This window comes from Paenibacillus sp. MMS18-CY102 (genome assembly GCF_009789195.1).
In the GTDB taxonomy this organism is placed as follows: Bacteria; Bacillota; Bacilli; order Paenibacillales; family Paenibacillaceae; genus Paenibacillus_T.
In genome coordinates this window covers 52,390-68,899 of sequence record NZ_WSTC01000031.1, presented here as the reverse complement: position 1 = coordinate 68,899, position 16,510 = coordinate 52,390, and the positions used below count along the sequence as shown (strand labels likewise).

Genomic DNA, 16,510 nt, shown 5'->3' with positions numbered 1-16,510 from the left:
GCCGGCGCGCAGCAGGCCGCCCAGGGCGCGGCCGCGGCGAATGCCGGCGCGGCGAAGCTGGCGAGCGGCTCGGGCCAGCTCGCCGACGGCTCGGCGGCGCTCGCAAGCGGCGTCGGCCAGTTGGCCGACGGCTCCGCGGAGCTGGCCGGCAAGCTGGGCGAGGCCTCGCAGGACGCTAGCGTCGCCAAGGGCAGCGAGCAGCAGGCGGATATGTTCGCCGGCCCGGTCGAGGCCAGCGAGAAGAAGCTGACCGAGGTGCCGAACTACGGTACGGGCTTTGCACCGTATAGCCTGTCCCTTGGCCTGTTCGTCGGCGCGCTCTTGTCGACGATCGTCCTGCCGATGCGCGGCAGTGCAGGCACGCCCCGCTCCGGCGCAAGCTGGTTTGCGAGCAAGTCGCTGTTGTTCGTCCTAGTCGGCATTATTCAAGCCTTCATTGCTGACGCTATTTTGCTCTATGGCATCGGGTTGGAAGTTCAAAGCATCGGTTGGTTCGTCACACTGACCGTCGTAACCAGCTTAACGTTCATGATGATCGTTCAGTTTATCGTTACGCTGTTGGATCAGCCAGGACGATTCATCGCCGTTATCATTATGATTTTGCAACTGACGAGCAGCTCCGGTACGTATCCCAAAGAGCTGGTGCCTGTATGGCTGCAAAAAGTTGGCGAGTTCATGCCGATGACGTACTCGGTATCGGGCTTCAAAGCAGCCGTCTCCAGTGGCGACTATTCGGTTGTAAAACATGACATGGGCATACTTGCAATCTACGCAGCCGCTTTTGCAATGCTTTCACTCGTGTACTTTACTTTAGTTCATAAGAAGGATGGCAAGGGAGATGGCGATACAAGCGGCACTGCCCAGATCGCGCAGGTTTAATTTGAAGTCATAAATATTAATTTTATAGATATATCGTTCACTTATTAGGCATATAATGCGGCATCCGCGGTTAATTACTGAAAATAAGGTGGTGGATGCTGCAATGTCTAGTAAGAAAACAGTCAATATGAAGCTGCATGATTGGAATCCCAATGAACCATTTACGGTGGAGGAGCTTGCTTACAACTTTGAAACGATAGACTCAGAATTCAGGACTCGAGGAGTCAATGCGAACTGGAAGGGGGCTAAAGGGGATGGAATAACAGATGATACGATTTCGCTAACCAATGTTTTTAATACGCTTAAATCTGGCGATTGCTTGTTTTTTCCGCCAGGCGCTTATTACAAAACAACGCGTGCTGGATTTTTGTACACGTTTAGCGGCAAAAAGGATATACGGATTGAAGGAAACGGGGCGACCATTGAAGTTATCGAGCAGGGGCTAAGCTTTACTTATTGCGATGACTTGACGGTGAGCGGCTTGAAAGTAGTCAGATCCAGCCAAGCATTATGGGGCGCTGCCAAGACAGGGCTGTATTTCGGGTTCTGCAGCAATACAGATGTGACTCGAAACGAGGTTTCGAAGTTTACGGATGGCATCGGCATGAATGATTGCAGCATAGTTAGAATTTACAAAAATAAGCTCCACCATCTCGGCGAAGAGCCCGTCGTTACGCGAACCAGCAAGCAAGTTGAGATCGAAGATAATGAGGTTTTTGCTTATTTGGGCGATGGCATACTCAATAAAGGGACTACGGATCTCATTATTGCTAGAAATTTTATTCATGATCCTGTTAACAAGAATGTGGATGCAGCGATGTGGGAGACGATGTCTGGAGGCAACGTTGCAGCACCAGCTCAAGGCGGGGGCATAACATGCAATGCGGAATCAGGGGCGCATTCTAACGATAATATGACCATTGAAGATAATCGGATTTTTGATACGGCATTCGGCATTATTCTTTCTGGTTTGACCGTTGCCAAAGTGATGAAAAACCGGTTGGTGAATGTAGTGACAACTGCGATTACCGTATCTGATAATCCGAATTTTAATCCTTACTTGGTTCCTGGCTGGGATATTGATATTTCTTACAATACGGTTCAGAGCCTTGCACAGAAATACCCGAGAGCCGTCATTCAGGTGAAAACAGGCGCCGTGCCCGTTAATTACGCAACGGTTGCTTTTAATCGCATTTATCCGGATGGCCCGCATAAAGCGATTTTTGTCAGCGGGGATGTATTGGTTACCGGGAATACGATAAAAGGCGCTGAAGTAGGAATCGAGCTGACGAATGGAGCAAAAGCGTCTAATAATTTTATACTGGATTCCTATCAGCCGGATGTTGGACGATCTATCTCCATTTATGATAATTGTTCCGCAGTTGAGAATACGATTAAAAGCAGCGCTCCGCTAATTGTAACGGGCAAAAATGCCATTGTTGCGTTGAATGCGATAACGAGTTCCTCGTTAACGCTATATGCGGTGTTTCTTCAAGCAGATGCTGCAGGCAACCAGATTATTAACAACTCGATTACATCATCAGGGCTTAAAGAAATCAAAGGCGCAAGTTCAGATTGGCGGGATAAGAACACTTACTACGGTTGTATCAGCAGGTCTGGCGTCCAATATTGTTTCCCTCCGGCAGCCCCTCGCATTTCAGTCCGCCCTACAACAATTGATACAGGTTTGATTCCAGGCATCACTTATTTCGATAACATGATCGGCAAGCCGATTACTTGGTCAGGTTCAAAATGGATAGAGAGCAATTCCGGCAAGGCGCTGTTTAATGGAGATGGCCAAACCGTAACAGTAGTCATCCCTCATGGGTTGTCTGTCCGGCCAACGTCTTACTTGGTGAATGCAGCATCACAGGATTCTGGGATTGCAAGGGTTCGGGATATAGATGCCAATGCCCAATACCTTGTTGTCCGATTCGAAACGGCTCCAATATCCGGAGTGAATAATGTGGCGCTAACCTGGAGCGCTGAGTCCAAATAAGTTGAAATAGATGACTTTCTTCATCCCTGATGATACAATATGTATCAAAACGGGTATGGAGGATTCTCTATGAAATTAAATCATTCAATTCACGGATTGCGGGGAATGTGTGCATTGATGGTATTCGTGGGCCACGTTATCTCAATGTCCATAACAGGCGGATACCTTTCTATTAACGAATATCCAACAAGGACACTAGCTGAGATCGGCGTTGATATTTTTTTCATCATTAGCGGATACTTAATTGTACAGAGCCTTGTAAAACACGGAAATGTTAAGAAATTTGTAGTGAATAGGCTCATACGCATTTACCCGGTCTTTATTCCTCTGCTTATGGTCATGTTTATCGCAGGGCCACTCATCGGGTTCGATTGGCTCGGTGAATTAAATCCAGTTGAATATGTATTTGCATTTCTGGCAAGCCTTCTCATGTTGCCCGGTGTATTCCCATTGGAAGAAGCCGTTCGTAACGCTAGGACGCTAAGCTTCGAATTCGCATTCTATCTCGTTAGCGCCATCTTCTTTCTTTCCAAGAGAAATGCGGGCAGAAAAGCACTGCAATATACGTTACTAATTCTAGGGCTCGCGATTTGCATCGTAGTTTGCTACAGATATCCGAGGGCGTTGTTTTTCTTAAGCGGAACAATCGTTTACTTCCTTTCAGATAAAATAAAGGGCCTGAATGTGGACATCAAAATAGCGAAATATTATTCCATAATAGCGCTCGTTGGCATCTATTTTTGTGCCTATTACCATCAGGTTTATGTAGGTGTCATTATTGGCGTATGCTTCTTTGCAATGATGGCTAGAGAGTATGGCTTGCTAACGGATTTTCTGAATACGAAAGTCATGCAGTTTTATGGCACGATAAGCTATAGTTTTTATTTGCTTCATCCGTTTGGGCTATTTCCATTCCAAAAGGTAATGGGCAAACTGCCGTTGCCTGATTATGCAAGTGTAGCGGTGACTTACGTTGGCGGTTTAATATTAGCGACAATCCTTGGCTATCTCTCGTATACGATCATTGAAGTCAAGGTAACCAATCGGCTATTTAAGAAAAAAAGAAAAGCGCCAGTTATGGATCAAGCTCCGGCAGCAGTTTAGAAAAGCCCTATAAACAGGGGCGTAAAAATAAAGGCCGCCTGGCCGATAGGGATGGTTTCAACCGTCCTATCGGGCCAGGCGGCCCTTCTTCATTATTTATTAATAAATGCCGTTTTGATCGTTCCGCGATAGACGACTTGGAAACCAAGGCCATCGGACAATGCGGCGAGCGGCAGGTACGTCTTGCTTTCCTTGCCGACTGCCTGGAGGTAGGCTGGCGTTTCGATTGGGACGGGCTTGCCGTCGACTGTCATTGTTTTGGCGCCGATGGTGAAAGCGACTTCCTTGCCATCCAGTGTGACTGTAGCCGTGCGCGTTTTGTTGTTCCACAGCAGCTTGGCACCCATTGCATCGGTAATGTCCCGCATCGGAACGTACGTCTTGCTGTTTTTTAGAACCGGCTTGTTCGCCGTCTGCAGCTCTTTGCCTGCAACGACTACGGAGATCGGCACGTTATCGTCGCGTTTGGATGGCACGCGGTATGCGCCCCAGATAACTTCGGCGAACGATTTGCCCATTACTTCATAGCCGCGGTTGTTCGGATGGAAATCGCCTGCAAGAACCGTCGTGTAGCTGACTTCCTTCCCAACAAAATCATCTGCAACATAAGCAACGCGCGTGTTGTAGCCTTCAGCTTTCAAGCGGCTTACGACAGCTTCGATTCGGGTCCGGATATCGGCACTTGCTTGAGCCAGCAGCTTATAATCGCTCTCGCTTACGAAGCGTTTATCATTAGGAGCGGGATTATACAAGTCCGAAATGACAATCTCAGCATGCGGATTTATGCCGATTACGGCACGTACGGCTGTCTCGAGCTGCTTCTCGTATTCGGGGAGCATTTGTTGAATAAGCTGCTCGGCATTGCCGCTCTTAAACTGCTGGAACACGGTTAGAAAATCATTCGAACCAATCGTCATTACGACGAGATCTGCTTTCTCAACATCTGCGAACAGCTGCGGCGTTGCGGCAGCAAGCTGGGCGATGCGAGGGTCATGGCCGTTTCCGCCAGGCAAGTCCGACGGCTTGATCGCTTCACCCTTAAGCGCGGCTCCCACATAACGGTCCAGTTCAGCCGTTGTCAGGCCAAGGATGCCGTAATTACTGACGGAGGCGCGAAGGCCTTGGAACAACGCCTGCTCATAAACGCGCTCTACATAGCCGTAAGGCGCTGGGTTAGCTTCTTTCTCCATGCCATTCGTGTAGCCGACGGTGAGGGAGTCGCCGAGTGCGACGATGTGATATTCACCAATAGCTGTTGTTTCTGCGGTTGCTGCATATGCGTTTGTTGCTGCGAAGTGGCTTCCGCCCAATGCAGCAGGGATGCCTGGAATGGCAGTCCCTCCAGCGATTATGGCCGCTAATGACAAGGCGGCAGCCTTGCTCACGATTGGTTTCCTTAACTTGCTATACAATTCGCACACATCCTTTTGATATGATAAAAGCATAATTCTTCGAAAAGCCGGACAAGAAGATGTGTCATGACGTGTAATGTTCGGATTCTGCGTAAACCTCTCTTTATCAGCGCCATAAAAATATTAAATTGATTCGTAATTACCGTAATGTTAAAATAATTAAATAATCGTCGGAAAACGGCTGCGTAATCGGGGATCACGCACTCATTTTAGAGAGATAGTCCCGCATGTAATTTCCATTCTAAGATATAACAAGCCGGAAATGAAGTGTTAATTGGCTCGGGCCTGTACCGACTTACCGAAAGGTAAACCAAAAATCTTCTATATAGAAAGGTTGCGTTGCAATGAAAGAGAAAATTTTTGGCTTGCCACCTAAGCAGGGCCTCTATAACCCGCAGTATGAGAAAGACGCTTGCGGCATGGGCTTCGTGGCGAACATCAAGGGTTTGAAATCGCACAAAATCATTCGTCAGGCGCTCACGCTTCTTGAGAACATGGAGCATCGCGGAGGCCAAGGCAGTGAGGCGAATACGGGCGATGGCGCAGGCATTATGCTTCAGATTCCACATGCATTCTTCAAGCAAGAGATGAAGAGTGAAGGCATCGAGCTGCCAGCAGAAGGCGAGTATGCAGTAGGCATGCTGTTCCTGCCTCTTGAAGATGATATTCGTGCTGAACAAGAGCGCAAGCTTGAAGCGATCATTCGTGAGGAAGGCCAAACGCTGATTGGCTGGCGGACGGTTCCAACAAATGATAGCAAGCTGGGCGAATCCGCGCTTAAAGTGAAGCCGTATGTTCGCCAAGTATTTATCGGCAAAAACGCAGCGTTGAACGGTGAACTCGCATTCGAGCGCAAGCTGTACGTGATTCGCAAACGCGCGGAATTGGCTATTCGCTTCGGCGGAGCAGAAGGCGCGGACAAGTTCTACTTCTCCAGCCTGTCGACGAAGAAGATCGTTTACAAAGGCATGTTGACGACGGAGCAAGTTCGTTCGTTCTATGTTGAGCTCAATAACGAAGATGTTGTAACAGCGATGGCGCTTGTCCACTCCCGTTTCAGTACGAACACATTCCCAAGCTGGGAGCGCGCGCATCCATTCCACTACATGATCCACAACGGCGAGATCAATACGCTTCGCGGTAACGTGAACTGGATGCATGCCCGCCAATCGTTGTTCGAAACGGAATTGTTCGGCGATGATTTGGAGAAAATTAAGCCGATCATTAACCCAGACGGTTCGGATACGGCTATGTTTGATAACACGCTGGAATTCATGTACCTTTCCGGCCGTTCGTTGCCGCATGCGATGATGATGATGGTGCCAGAGCCATGGTCCGCGCATGAGACGATGAGCGACGAGAAGAAAGCTTTCTACGAATACCATGCATGCCTGATGGAGCCGTGGGACGGCCCAGCTGCAATGGCGTTCACAGATGGCTCGATGATCGGCGCAACGCTTGACCGCAACGGCCTTCGTCCAGCCCGCTACTATGTAACGAAGGATGACCATATCATCCTCGGCTCCGAGGCGGGAACGGTTGAGATCGCGCCAGAAGAAATTTTGTACAAAGACCGCCTGCGTCCAGGACGCATGCTGATCGTCGATACGAAGGAAGGCCGCATCATTTCGGATGAAGAAGTGAAGAAATCGATCGCGGGACAAAATCCATACCGCCAATGGCTCGATGAGCATCTGATCGGCCTAGATGGTTTGCCTGAAGCGCCTGAGCTGCCAGAGCCTAACCATGAGACGGTTCAACAGCGCCAGCAAGCGTTCGGCTACACGTTCGAAGATGTGCGCAAAGTGCTCGAGCCTATGGCAGGCACCGGCATGGAGCCAATCGCTTCGATGGGCTACGATGCGCCGCTCGCGATTTTGTCGGAGCGTCCGCAACGCCTGTACAACTACTTCAAGCAGCTGTTCGCACAAGTTACGAACCCGCCAATCGACGCAATCCGCGAGGAGCTTGTCACTTCGACGGTAACGACGATCGGTTCGGAACGCAACCTGCTGAAACCAGAGCCGGAGAGCGCGCGCCACATTACGCTCGATACGCCGATCCTGAGCAACGAAGAGTTTGCGAAGCTGCGCCATGTGCGCCGTGAAGGCTTTAAGTCGATCACGCTGCCGATCTTCTTCGACGCAGAGAAGGGCGCAGAAGGCCTTCGTGAAGCACTGAATGTGCTGAATGAATCCGCTGACCGCGTTATTGCAAGAGGCCATAACGTTCTTATTCTGTCTGACCGTGGCGTCGACAAAGAGAACGCAGCTATTCCAGCGTTGCTCGCGGTTTCTGCGCTGCATCACCATTTGATTCGCCAAGGCACGCGTACGCGCGTCAGCATCTTGCTCGAATCGGGCGAGCCGCGTGAAGTTCACCATTATGCATTGCTGCTCGGCTATGGCGTAAGTGCAGTCAACCCGTACCTCGTATTCGAGTCGCTGGACGACATGATCCGCCAAGGCATGCTGCGCAACGTGAAGCATGAGAAAGCAGTCAAAAACTACATCAAAGCAGCGACGAAGGGCGTCGTCAAAGTACTGTCCAAAATGGGCATCTCGACGATCCAATCGTATCGCGGCGCTCAAATATTCGAAGCAGTGGGCTTGAACGAAGAGTTCATCGACCAATACTTCACTTGGACGCCTTCGCGTATCGGCGGCATTGGCCTTGAGGTTATTGCTGAAGAGACGTTGAAGCACCATAACCGTGCATTCTCCGAGCAAGAAGGCAGCGAGAAGGAGCTCGACTCCGGCGGCGATTACCAATGGCGTAAAGACGGCGAAGACCATTTGTTCAGCCCGCAGACGATTCACACGCTGCAGATGGCATCCCGTTCGAACGACTACAAGCTTTACAAGAAATTCTCTTCGCTTATTCAGGGCGAGAACAAGAAGCATCTGACGCTTCGTTCGTTGCTTTCGTTCAAGAAAGGACTTACGCCAGTATCGATCGACGAAGTCGAATCGGTAGAATCGATCGTTAAACGGTTCAAAACAGGCGCTATGTCGTTCGGTTCGATCAGTAAAGAAGCGCATGAAAGCCTCGCGATTGCGATGAACCGCCTTGGCGGCAAATCCAATACGGGCGAAGGCGGCGAAGATCCAGCTCGCTTCACGCCAGATGCGAATGGCGACTCGCGCCGCAGCGCAATCAAGCAGGTTGCATCGGGACGATTCGGCGTAACGAGCGAATACTTGGTTAATGCGGATGAAATTCAGATCAAAATGGCGCAAGGCGCAAAACCAGGTGAAGGCGGCCAGTTGCCAGGCCTGAAAGTATATCCATGGGTAGCAGAAGTTCGCGGCTCTACGCCAGGTGTTGGCCTTATCTCGCCTCCACCGCATCATGATATCTACTCGATCGAGGATTTGGCTGAGTTGATTCATGACTTGAAGAACGCGAACCCACGCGCTCGCATTAACGTGAAGCTCGTTTCCGAGGTTGGCGTTGGCACGATAGCTGCCGGCGTAGCCAAAGGCCGCGCTGACGTAATCATGGTTTCCGGTTATGACGGCGGTACGGGCGCATCTCCGATGAACTCGATTCGCCACGCGGGCTTGCCATGGGAGCTTGGCCTTGCGGAGACGCATCAAACGCTGATGCTCAATAATCTGCGTGACCGGATTGTTATTGAGACAGACGGTAAAATGATGAACGGCCGCGACGTTGCAATTGCTGCGTTGCTTGGTGCCGAGGAGTATGGCTTCTCGACAGCTCCGCTTATCGTGCTTGGCTGTATCATGATGCGCGTTTGCCAATTGGATACATGTCCAGTCGGCGTAGCAACGCAAAACCCAGAGCTTCGCGCGAAGTTCATGGGCGATCCAAGCCATGTTGTAAACTATCTGCGTTTCATCGCAGAAGAGCTGCGTGAAGTAATGGCAGAGCTCGGCTTCCGTACGATCAACGAGATGGTTGGACGCGTTGATGTTCTGGAAACGAAAGAGCTGATTGGCCACTACAAAGCGAAGGGCGTCGACCTGGCTCCGCTGCTGTACCAACCGGAGGTGCCGCAAGGCGCATTCCGTTACAATGTACAAGAGCAGAACCACGGCCTGGAGCTGTCGCTTGATATGCAACAACTCGTACCGAACGCGAAGCCAGCGCTTGAGAATGGCTCGAAGGTAGAAGGTACGTTCCCAATCTTGAATACGAACCGCGTAGTCGGGACGATTCTAGGCAGCGAAGTCACTTCGCGTTATGGCGCGAAAGGCTTGCCGGAAGATACGATTCGTTACCACTTCGTTGGTACAGCTGGCCAGAGCTTCGGCGCATTCGTACCGAAGGGCATCACGCTCTCGATCGAAGGCGATTCCAATGACTATGTAGGCAAAGGTTTGTCTGGCGGCAAAATCATCGTCGCTCCGTCGCCGAAAGCAACGTTCGTAGCTGAAGACAACGTCATTATCGGCAACACGGCATTCTATGGCGCGACTAGCGGCGAAGCTTACATTCGCGGCAGCGCGGGCGAGCGCTTTGCTGTTCGTAACTCCGGCGTTAACGTCGTAGTTGAAGGCGTAGGCGACCATGGTTGCGAATATATGACAGGCGGACGCGTTGTTGTTCTCGGCGATACAGGCCGTAACTTCGCAGCCGGCATGTCTGGCGGCATTGCATACGTGTGGGATGAACACAATGCATTCTACTCGAACTGCAACCTTGAGATGGTACTGTTGGAGCGTGTTGAGGAAGAAGCCGATGCGGCTGAGCTTCGCGGCATGATTGAACGCCACGTTCAGCATACGGGCAGCGCGCCAGGACAACAGATCTTGAACAACTGGAATGAATCCATTACGAAATTCGTGAAGGTTATTCCGAAGGATTACAAGAAAATGCTGGAGCAAATCAGCAAAGCCAAGGACAAAGGGTTCGAAGGCGAAGCAGCGCTCTTAGAAGCATTCGAAGCGAACAAGCGCGAGCTTGCACGCGTATAAAAGGATTTAGCAACAACTAAGAGCAGCGTACACCGGTTGGTGTGCGCTGCTTTTTTTATCGTACAAAGAGTGTATTGTTTCCAATAACGAAACCCCCGAGCAGCACAGCCGCTCGGGGGTTTCAATATGTATGCGTTTTATTTTTATTGAAAAAAAATAACTATGTTTGATCCGTTGCGGATTCGTTTTCGTTTTGTGTCTGTTGGTTCTTAAAATGATGCCATGCTGCTTCATCGATTCCTAGTTGCATCAGGATATGCCGGATATCAATTGCCGTGGCTTGTTCACGTGCAGCTGGCGTTGGGGGCGCATGAGTCTTATCCATTATTATCTCCTTTTTCTTCATCCCATCAATCTCCCAGTCCATAATTTCTTCTCCATCTCTCTATCTGTATAATTACTCCAATTATAGTCTGTTAGAAGTAAGAAGTATGTCACTCTCTGTTAACAGGAGACCAATATTTTTGGGAGATTATGTCGAATCCCAAAAGAAAAGCCAGCATATATATGCTGGCTTGTAAAAATAATCCTATTCCGTTCGTGCCACTAGGACACTAGAAGTGAGTTGTTGTTCCCTTAACGCATAGAACGTTCATAACGAATAAAAGCGATAAATCGCTTGGCTTCATCAAGAGTCAATTCCGTCCCATCGACCGTGAGCGCGAATTTCTTCAACAAGTCATCATCCGATAGCTCTAATGGATCTTGTTCAGTAAGTTCGACGAACTCGCGAACCTGAGGGTCAAGTGCCTGTTCAGGCTTATTCGTGCGCCCAACCAAAAAGTCGATCGTCACATTAAACAGATCGGCGAACTTCGTAAGTGTCTCTGTATCCGGTTCACGCCGGTTCTTCTCGTAATGGGACAGGGCAGCTCGCGATATTCCTAGCGATTGAGAGGTCTGCTCCTGTGTCCACCCACGCTGCTCCCGCAGGTGTGCGATGCGCGTTCCGATGTCCATCCTTTCCCTCCTAACACTCGATATAACCATATTAATACGGAATTTGAAGAATTGCATGCTATGCAACAAAACGTCGCAATTTTTGAAAACAGCGATGAAAACCCCTTGACATGTTACGTATTGTATCGTAAAGTTAGAAATGAAAAAGGGATACGAAATGTATCAAAGTGTCGCCTAAATCGCAGTATTTCCCGAATGTTCGGATTTTATGCGCAAGGCCGGAAATATAGACTCGGGGGTGAATGATGGAAACTGCAGCTTATCAATCCGTCAAACAAAACGCGAACGTTCGACTAAAACTGACGAATGTCAAAATCGCTACCATCACAATAAGCGAAGTGGCAGGGCAGCAAGTAAGGGCAAAAGCAACAAAGGTCCTCATTCGTTCGATTCAACCAGATAAATTGGAATTTGATACAATTTTACGTTTTCCGATAGCGGACGGCTATCGCATAGCAGTTAGCTTCATGTTACAAGAGCGCCAGGTATGTGTGGTTGGGATCATTTCCGGCCGAGAAGAGCGACACAATATGTATCGATACAGTTTGGAGTTTACGCACACAAGCATTCCCAAGAATGAGGTCATTAAGCGGCTGAATGAGAGGCTGCTCGCCGAGCCAGCAGAGACTAGCCGAATTCATTCTTATTATCGGCGGGTCATGCGAACCGGAATCGGGTCAATCAACTCTATCTACACATAATGGAGGCGCTAAGACGTGGAACTCAAAGAATATATTCAAATCGTAATGAAACGCAAGTGGTTAATTGTAGCAATAGTATTGATTGCTTGTATTTTATCCGGAATTAAAGGCTTCTTCTACACAACCCCTGTCTACTCTGCATCGGCAAAGCTCGTGGTGAACCAATCCTATGAGTATAACGGAATTTCGATGCTCGATTATAACCTCATTCAAACGAACTTGATGGTCATCAACTCCTATAAGGAGATTATTAAGTCCAAGGCGATCATGGATAAAGTTGCATCCGCATATCCAGATCTAGGCCTTACCTCGGACCAATTAATATCCGGCGTATCGGTTAGTTCAAGCAACGAATCGCAAATTATGGACATTACCTTCGCAAGTACCTCCTACCAGCAAGCTGCGAAAGCGGTCAACTCTATCGCGAAGATATTTAAAGGGCAAAACCCTAGCATTATGAAAGTCGATAACGTGACGGTGCTTAACGAAGCAAATCTGAATGTATCAAATCCGCACCCGATCAACATGGATCCAATCTCAAGCCTGATGATCAGCTTTATCGTTTCGGCGATGCTCGCAATCGGATTAGCCTTCCTATTGGATTACATGGACGACACGATCAAGACGGAGCGAGATGTCGAGAAGGCGCTGGAGCTGCCGATGTTGACGCTCATTACGAAGATGGACCGCAGCGATTTGAAACGCAAGCGCCCTAGCAAGCCACAGTCTCACACTTCTGCACAAGTAGGTGAATCGACTTATGTCCCGGCAAAATAGCCAAGCAAACCTAATCACGATCTCGAACCCGAAGTCGCCGATTTCCGAAGCTTATCGTACACTGCGCACCAATATTCAATTCTCTTCCGTTGATGAGCCGATTAAGGTGATCATGATTGCTTCTGCGCAAGCTGGTGAAGGCAAGACGACAACCGTTACGAACTTAGCGATTACGTACGCAATGGAAGGGAAGCGAGTGCTGTTAATCGATGCCGATCTGCGTAAGCCTTCCTTGCACCGTATGTTTGAGCTTAGCAATCGGATCGGGTTGACCAACTTATTGGCTGGCCAATTCCATCTCACGGAGGTGGAGCAAGCGACGCTAGTCGATAACCTAACGGTTATTTCATCGGGACCGGTTCCCCCGAACCCATCGGAGCTTCTCGGGTCGCAGAAGATGAAGCAGCTGCTGTCCGAGCTGAAAAATCAGTATGACATGATTTTGATCGATACGCCTCCGAATCTAGCTGTTCCAGATGGCATGATCATATCCGCGAATTGTGATGGGGTTGTGCTCGTTGTGCAGTCGGGAAAAGTGAAGCGAGATTTGGTGCGCAAGGCGAAAGCAAACCTCGATCATGTGAATGCCCGGATTCTCGGTGTTGTGCTAAATAACGTGGAGCGCAAACAGACGGAGGGCTATTACTACTACTATTACGGATCGAAAGAATAACGAAGTGTCACATAAAGGTAATGTCTACTGCACCTTTATCACTGTAGGCACTCGATCACGCTGTGGGTCTTCGGACCTTAGACGTTTATCGTCGAGGGTGTGATGTGAGGATGGGTTAAATGCCCTAACGATGAAAGAAAAGCATAGAAACGCGAGTTATACCGCTTTCATGAAAAGTGGTATAACTCGTGTTTTTATTAATGAAAAAAAGAGAAAAGGATAGGGTGAGGACGATGAAAAAGGTTAGAAAAGCAATCATTCCTGCAGCTGGATTAGGCACGCGGTTTCTTCCTGCAACAAAAGCAATGCCAAAAGAAATGCTCCCCATCGTAGATAAGCCGACGATCCAATACATCGTAGAAGAAGCAATCGCTTCAGGAATTGAAGACATCATCATCGTAACTGGCAAAGGCAAGCGATCCATTGAAGACCACTTCGATACAGCGTTCGAGCTGGAGCATAATTTGCTGGAGAAAGGGAAGCTCGGACTTCTAGAGGAGGTTCGGAAGTCATCCAACGTAGAGATTCATTACATAAGGCAGAAAGAAGCCAAGGGGCTGGGGCATGCCGTATGGTGCGCTCGCAACTTCATTGGCGATGAGCCATTCGCTGTGCTGCTAGGCGACGATATCGTTGTTGCCGAAACGCCTTGCACCAAACAGCTTATAGAGCAATATGATCGGACGGAACGGTCGGTAATTGGGGTGCAGGCTGTATCAATCGAGCAAACGGAACGTTACGGCATTGTTGATCCATCAGAAAGCGAGAGTGAAGGCAAGCTTGTGCAGGTAAAGCGGTTCGTGGAGAAGCCGCCGCTTGGCACAGCGCCATCCAACCTTGCGATTATGGGACGCTATGTCCTAACGCCGGAAATTTTCGATTTTCTTGAGGCCCAGGAAACAGGCGCCGGAGGAGAGATTCAGCTAACGGATGCCATTCAGAAGCTGAATGAACAGGAAGGCGTATTTGCTTACGATTTTGATGGCATTCGTTACGATGTGGGAGAGAAGCTCGGGTTTATTACGACGACGCTTGACTTCGCACTTCAAAATAAAGAGCTGCGCCTGCCACTGCTAACAGCATTAGAAGAGATTCTGCAACGGGAACAAACGAATAAATTAATTCTTGATCGGTAAGAAGGGAGAATGAGTACATGACTCCGCAACGGAATGATGCTGATGTCGCGTTAGAGGCTAATTCTTATTATCCGTCGTATGCGTTAGAGAGAAAGAAGAATATCCGGTCCTATCTCGTATTGAAGAGGGCGATGGACATTATTGCAGCTTCAATCGGATTGATTCTATTGTCTCCAGTCTTTATTGCACTTGCGGTAGCCATTAAAGTTGAAGACCGGCATGGACCGGTGTTTTTTTCGCAGAAGCGAGTGGGCAAAGGCGAGCGGACATTCAAAATGTTCAAATTTCGGTCCATGGTGTCTAATGCAGAAGATCTATTAGGTGAACTGTTAGAGAAAAATGAGGTTCAAGGTGCAATGTTCAAAATGAAGGATGATCCCCGCATTACAAAAATCGGCAAATTCATCCGGAGTACCAGCATTGACGAGCTTCCGCAGTTATGGAATGTAATCCGTGGCGATATGTCGTTGGTTGGCCCTAGGCCACCGCTTCCCCGTGAAGTAGAGGAATACACGACTTATGATAAGCAACGGCTACGCGTAACGCCGGGGTGCACGGGGCTTTGGCAAGTAAGCGGCAGAAGCAATCTAAGTTTTAGTGAAATGGTAGAACTGGATCTTCAGTATATTCAGAATAGAAGCATTTTGTATGATATCGGCATTATGCTCAAAACGGTAAAGCTTCTGATCGGCTCCAAAAACGCATACTGAAACGGGATGATGCGAAGTGGGTAAGTTAGCAATTGCTGTGGCACATAGCTTGTACCCGCCAACTATCATTGGCGGGGCAGAAATATCAACGCAAATATTGGCTGAAACATTAAACAGGTCCTACTCCGTAAAAGTGCTCACGGTTGGCGATCACAATGACAAACGCATTCAACATGATGTTTTCAATGGCGTGGATGTGCTGAAATTGCCGTATTCCAATTTGTATTGGTATGGGGACACTCAGCTGAAGAAGAATTCGATTAATAAAATTAGATGGAGATTGAAAGATATTTATAATTTCAATCAATATCACCATGCAAAACAATTGTTAGAGGAAAATAAGGTGCAGCTGCTTCACACGCAAAACTTGCCGGGCTTAAGTCTTTCTTTGTGGAAAGCAGCCCGGGACTTAAATATTCCGATCGTTCACACATTAAGGGATTTCTCGCTCATTGATCCGATAAATATGAAGCTCTATTCGTTGTTCTACCAGAATGTGGCCAAGAGATTCAGCCATTATGTAGATGCCATTATTGGAATTTCAAATGATGTACTCGATACGCATTTGAAACATGGCTATTTTAAAAATGCCAAAAGGCATGTTGTGAACAATGTGGTGGAGCCAGATGAATTGACGTGCAGCCTATTTGAGAAAAAGGCGAAAACTGAAAATAGCAATGCTAGCCTGGTCCTCGGTTACTTTGGGCAAATCAGCGCAATAAAAGGAATCGATTATTTGATCCAAGCCGTCAAAGAGCTGGACAACTCCATTGTTTCGGAATTGCGAATTTTTGGAGAAGGACCAGAACTGCAGCCACTGAAGGAGCTAGCGAAGACGGATAGCCGCATCGTATTTTACGGAAAAGTTGACCGGAATCAAATCATTACAGAAATGTCTAAAGTGGATGCTACATTTGTCCCATCTGTATGGAAAGAGCCGTTCGGAAGGGTCATTATTGAGTCTTACCTGGTGGGCACACCGGTGTTCGGATCTAGAATTGGAGGAATTCCTGAAGTTATTTATAAACCGGAGTTCTTTTGTTTCGAGCCTGGGGATGTGCAGGGCATTAAAAACTCTATTGTCGCCTACTCCCAAAAAGATGGGAGCGAAAGGCGTGTGCTGATGGAAGCCGTGAATGCGTATAGCAAGAATTTCAATACAGACATGTTGTTAGAGAGGCATAGTGAAATATACAATCAACTCTTGCATGTCTATTAG

Annotated in this window: 13 protein-coding genes; 10 read left to right on the top strand and 3 right to left on the bottom strand. The window is 48.5% G+C overall.

The features are described from left to right. From GON22_RS20245 to GON22_RS20235, 3 genes are all read left to right on the top strand, one after another. The coding region (locus tag GON22_RS20245) for a YhgE/Pip family protein (protein WP_160397932.1) at positions 1-879 on the top strand (879 nt) is incomplete at its 5' end. Between the two features lie 103 nt (positions 880-982). Beyond that, on the top strand, positions 983-2,878 hold the full coding sequence (locus GON22_RS20240; protein ID WP_160397931.1) for a right-handed parallel beta-helix repeat-containing protein: 1,896 nt from the start codon (positions 983-985) through the stop codon (positions 2,876-2,878). Between the two features lie 69 nt (positions 2,879-2,947). After that, positions 2,948-3,982 (top strand): acyltransferase family protein, encoded by a 1,035-nt coding sequence (locus GON22_RS20235; RefSeq protein ID WP_160397930.1) that lies wholly within the window; start codon positions 2,948-2,950, stop codon positions 3,980-3,982. A 92-nt stretch (positions 3,983-4,074) separates the two neighbouring features. Here GON22_RS20235 and GON22_RS20230 read toward each other — a convergent pair whose 3' ends face one another. Then, positions 4,075-5,394 (bottom strand): stalk domain-containing protein, encoded by a 1,320-nt coding sequence (locus tag GON22_RS20230; protein WP_160397929.1) that lies wholly within the window; start codon positions 5,392-5,394, stop codon positions 4,075-4,077. Positions 5,395-5,738: 344 nt separating this feature from the next. Between GON22_RS20230 and gltB the strand changes: the two genes are divergently transcribed. Then, entirely contained in the window at positions 5,739-10,334 is a 4,596-nt protein-coding gene (gene gltB / locus GON22_RS20225; protein ID WP_160397928.1) for a glutamate synthase large subunit, read from the top strand. A gap of 160 nt (positions 10,335-10,494) precedes the next feature. On the opposite strand, the gene GON22_RS20220 is transcribed toward gltB, so the two are convergent. Both GON22_RS20220 and GON22_RS20215 read right to left on the bottom strand, forming a co-directional pair. Further along, the gene (locus tag GON22_RS20220; RefSeq protein ID WP_160397927.1) at positions 10,495-10,701 is read right to left on the bottom strand and encodes a hypothetical protein; all 207 of its coding nucleotides are present in this window, start codon (positions 10,699-10,701) and stop codon (positions 10,495-10,497) included. Between the two features lie 209 nt (positions 10,702-10,910). Continuing rightward, positions 10,911-11,294, bottom strand: coding sequence for a helix-turn-helix domain-containing protein (locus GON22_RS20215; RefSeq protein WP_160397926.1), 384 nt, complete (start codon positions 11,292-11,294; stop codon positions 10,911-10,913). 245 nt (positions 11,295-11,539) lie between these two features. On the opposite strand from GON22_RS20215, the gene GON22_RS20210 reads away from it, so the two are divergent. The 6 genes from GON22_RS20210 (at position 11,540) to GON22_RS20185 (ending at position 16,510) form a co-directional block, all read left to right on the top strand. Continuing rightward, positions 11,540-11,995, top strand: coding sequence for a hypothetical protein (locus GON22_RS20210; protein ID WP_160397925.1), 456 nt, complete (start codon positions 11,540-11,542; stop codon positions 11,993-11,995). 15 nt (positions 11,996-12,010) lie between these two features. After that, positions 12,011-12,772, top strand: a complete 762-nt coding sequence (locus GON22_RS20205; RefSeq protein ID WP_160397924.1) for a Wzz/FepE/Etk N-terminal domain-containing protein — start codon at positions 12,011-12,013, stop codon at positions 12,770-12,772. Beyond that, positions 12,756-13,445 (top strand): CpsD/CapB family tyrosine-protein kinase, encoded by a 690-nt coding sequence (locus tag GON22_RS20200; RefSeq protein ID WP_160397923.1) that lies wholly within the window; start codon positions 12,756-12,758, stop codon positions 13,443-13,445. Before GON22_RS20205 ends, GON22_RS20200 begins: the two co-directional genes overlap by 17 nt. A gap of 233 nt (positions 13,446-13,678) precedes the next feature. Then, positions 13,679-14,581, top strand: a complete 903-nt coding sequence (galU, locus tag GON22_RS20195) for a UTP--glucose-1-phosphate uridylyltransferase GalU (protein ID WP_160397922.1) — start codon at positions 13,679-13,681, stop codon at positions 14,579-14,581. Between the two features lie 17 nt (positions 14,582-14,598). Continuing rightward, positions 14,599-15,291 (top strand): sugar transferase, encoded by a 693-nt coding sequence (locus GON22_RS20190; protein WP_160397921.1) that lies wholly within the window; start codon positions 14,599-14,601, stop codon positions 15,289-15,291. A gap of 16 nt (positions 15,292-15,307) precedes the next feature. After that, positions 15,308-16,510, top strand: coding sequence for a glycosyltransferase (locus GON22_RS20185; protein WP_160397920.1), 1,203 nt, complete (start codon positions 15,308-15,310; stop codon positions 16,508-16,510).

Bases quoted from the DNA above. Each gene is read 5' to 3' on its own strand.
- GON22_RS20235 (WP_160397930.1), top strand. From the start codon at position 2,948: ATGAAATTAAATCATTCAATTCACGGATTGCGGGGAATGTGTGCATTG.
- gltB (WP_160397928.1), top strand. From the start codon at position 5,739: ATGAAAGAGAAAATTTTTGGCTTGCCACCTAAGCAGGGCCTCTATAAC.
- galU (WP_160397922.1), top strand. From the start codon at position 13,679: ATGAAAAAGGTTAGAAAAGCAATCATTCCTGCAGCTGGATTAGGCACG.
- GON22_RS20240 (WP_160397931.1), top strand. From the start codon at position 983: ATGTCTAGTAAGAAAACAGTCAATATGAAGCTGCATGATTGGAATCCC.
- GON22_RS20210 (WP_160397925.1), top strand. From the start codon at position 11,540: ATGGAAACTGCAGCTTATCAATCCGTCAAACAAAACGCGAACGTTCGA.
- GON22_RS20220 (WP_160397927.1), bottom strand. From the start codon at position 10,701: ATGGACTGGGAGATTGATGGGATGAAGAAAAAGGAGATAATAATGGAT.
- GON22_RS20215 (WP_160397926.1), bottom strand. From the start codon at position 11,294: ATGGACATCGGAACGCGCATCGCACACCTGCGGGAGCAGCGTGGGTGG.
- GON22_RS20200 (WP_160397923.1), top strand. From the start codon at position 12,756: ATGTCCCGGCAAAATAGCCAAGCAAACCTAATCACGATCTCGAACCCG.
- GON22_RS20190 (WP_160397921.1), top strand. From the start codon at position 14,599: ATGACTCCGCAACGGAATGATGCTGATGTCGCGTTAGAGGCTAATTCT.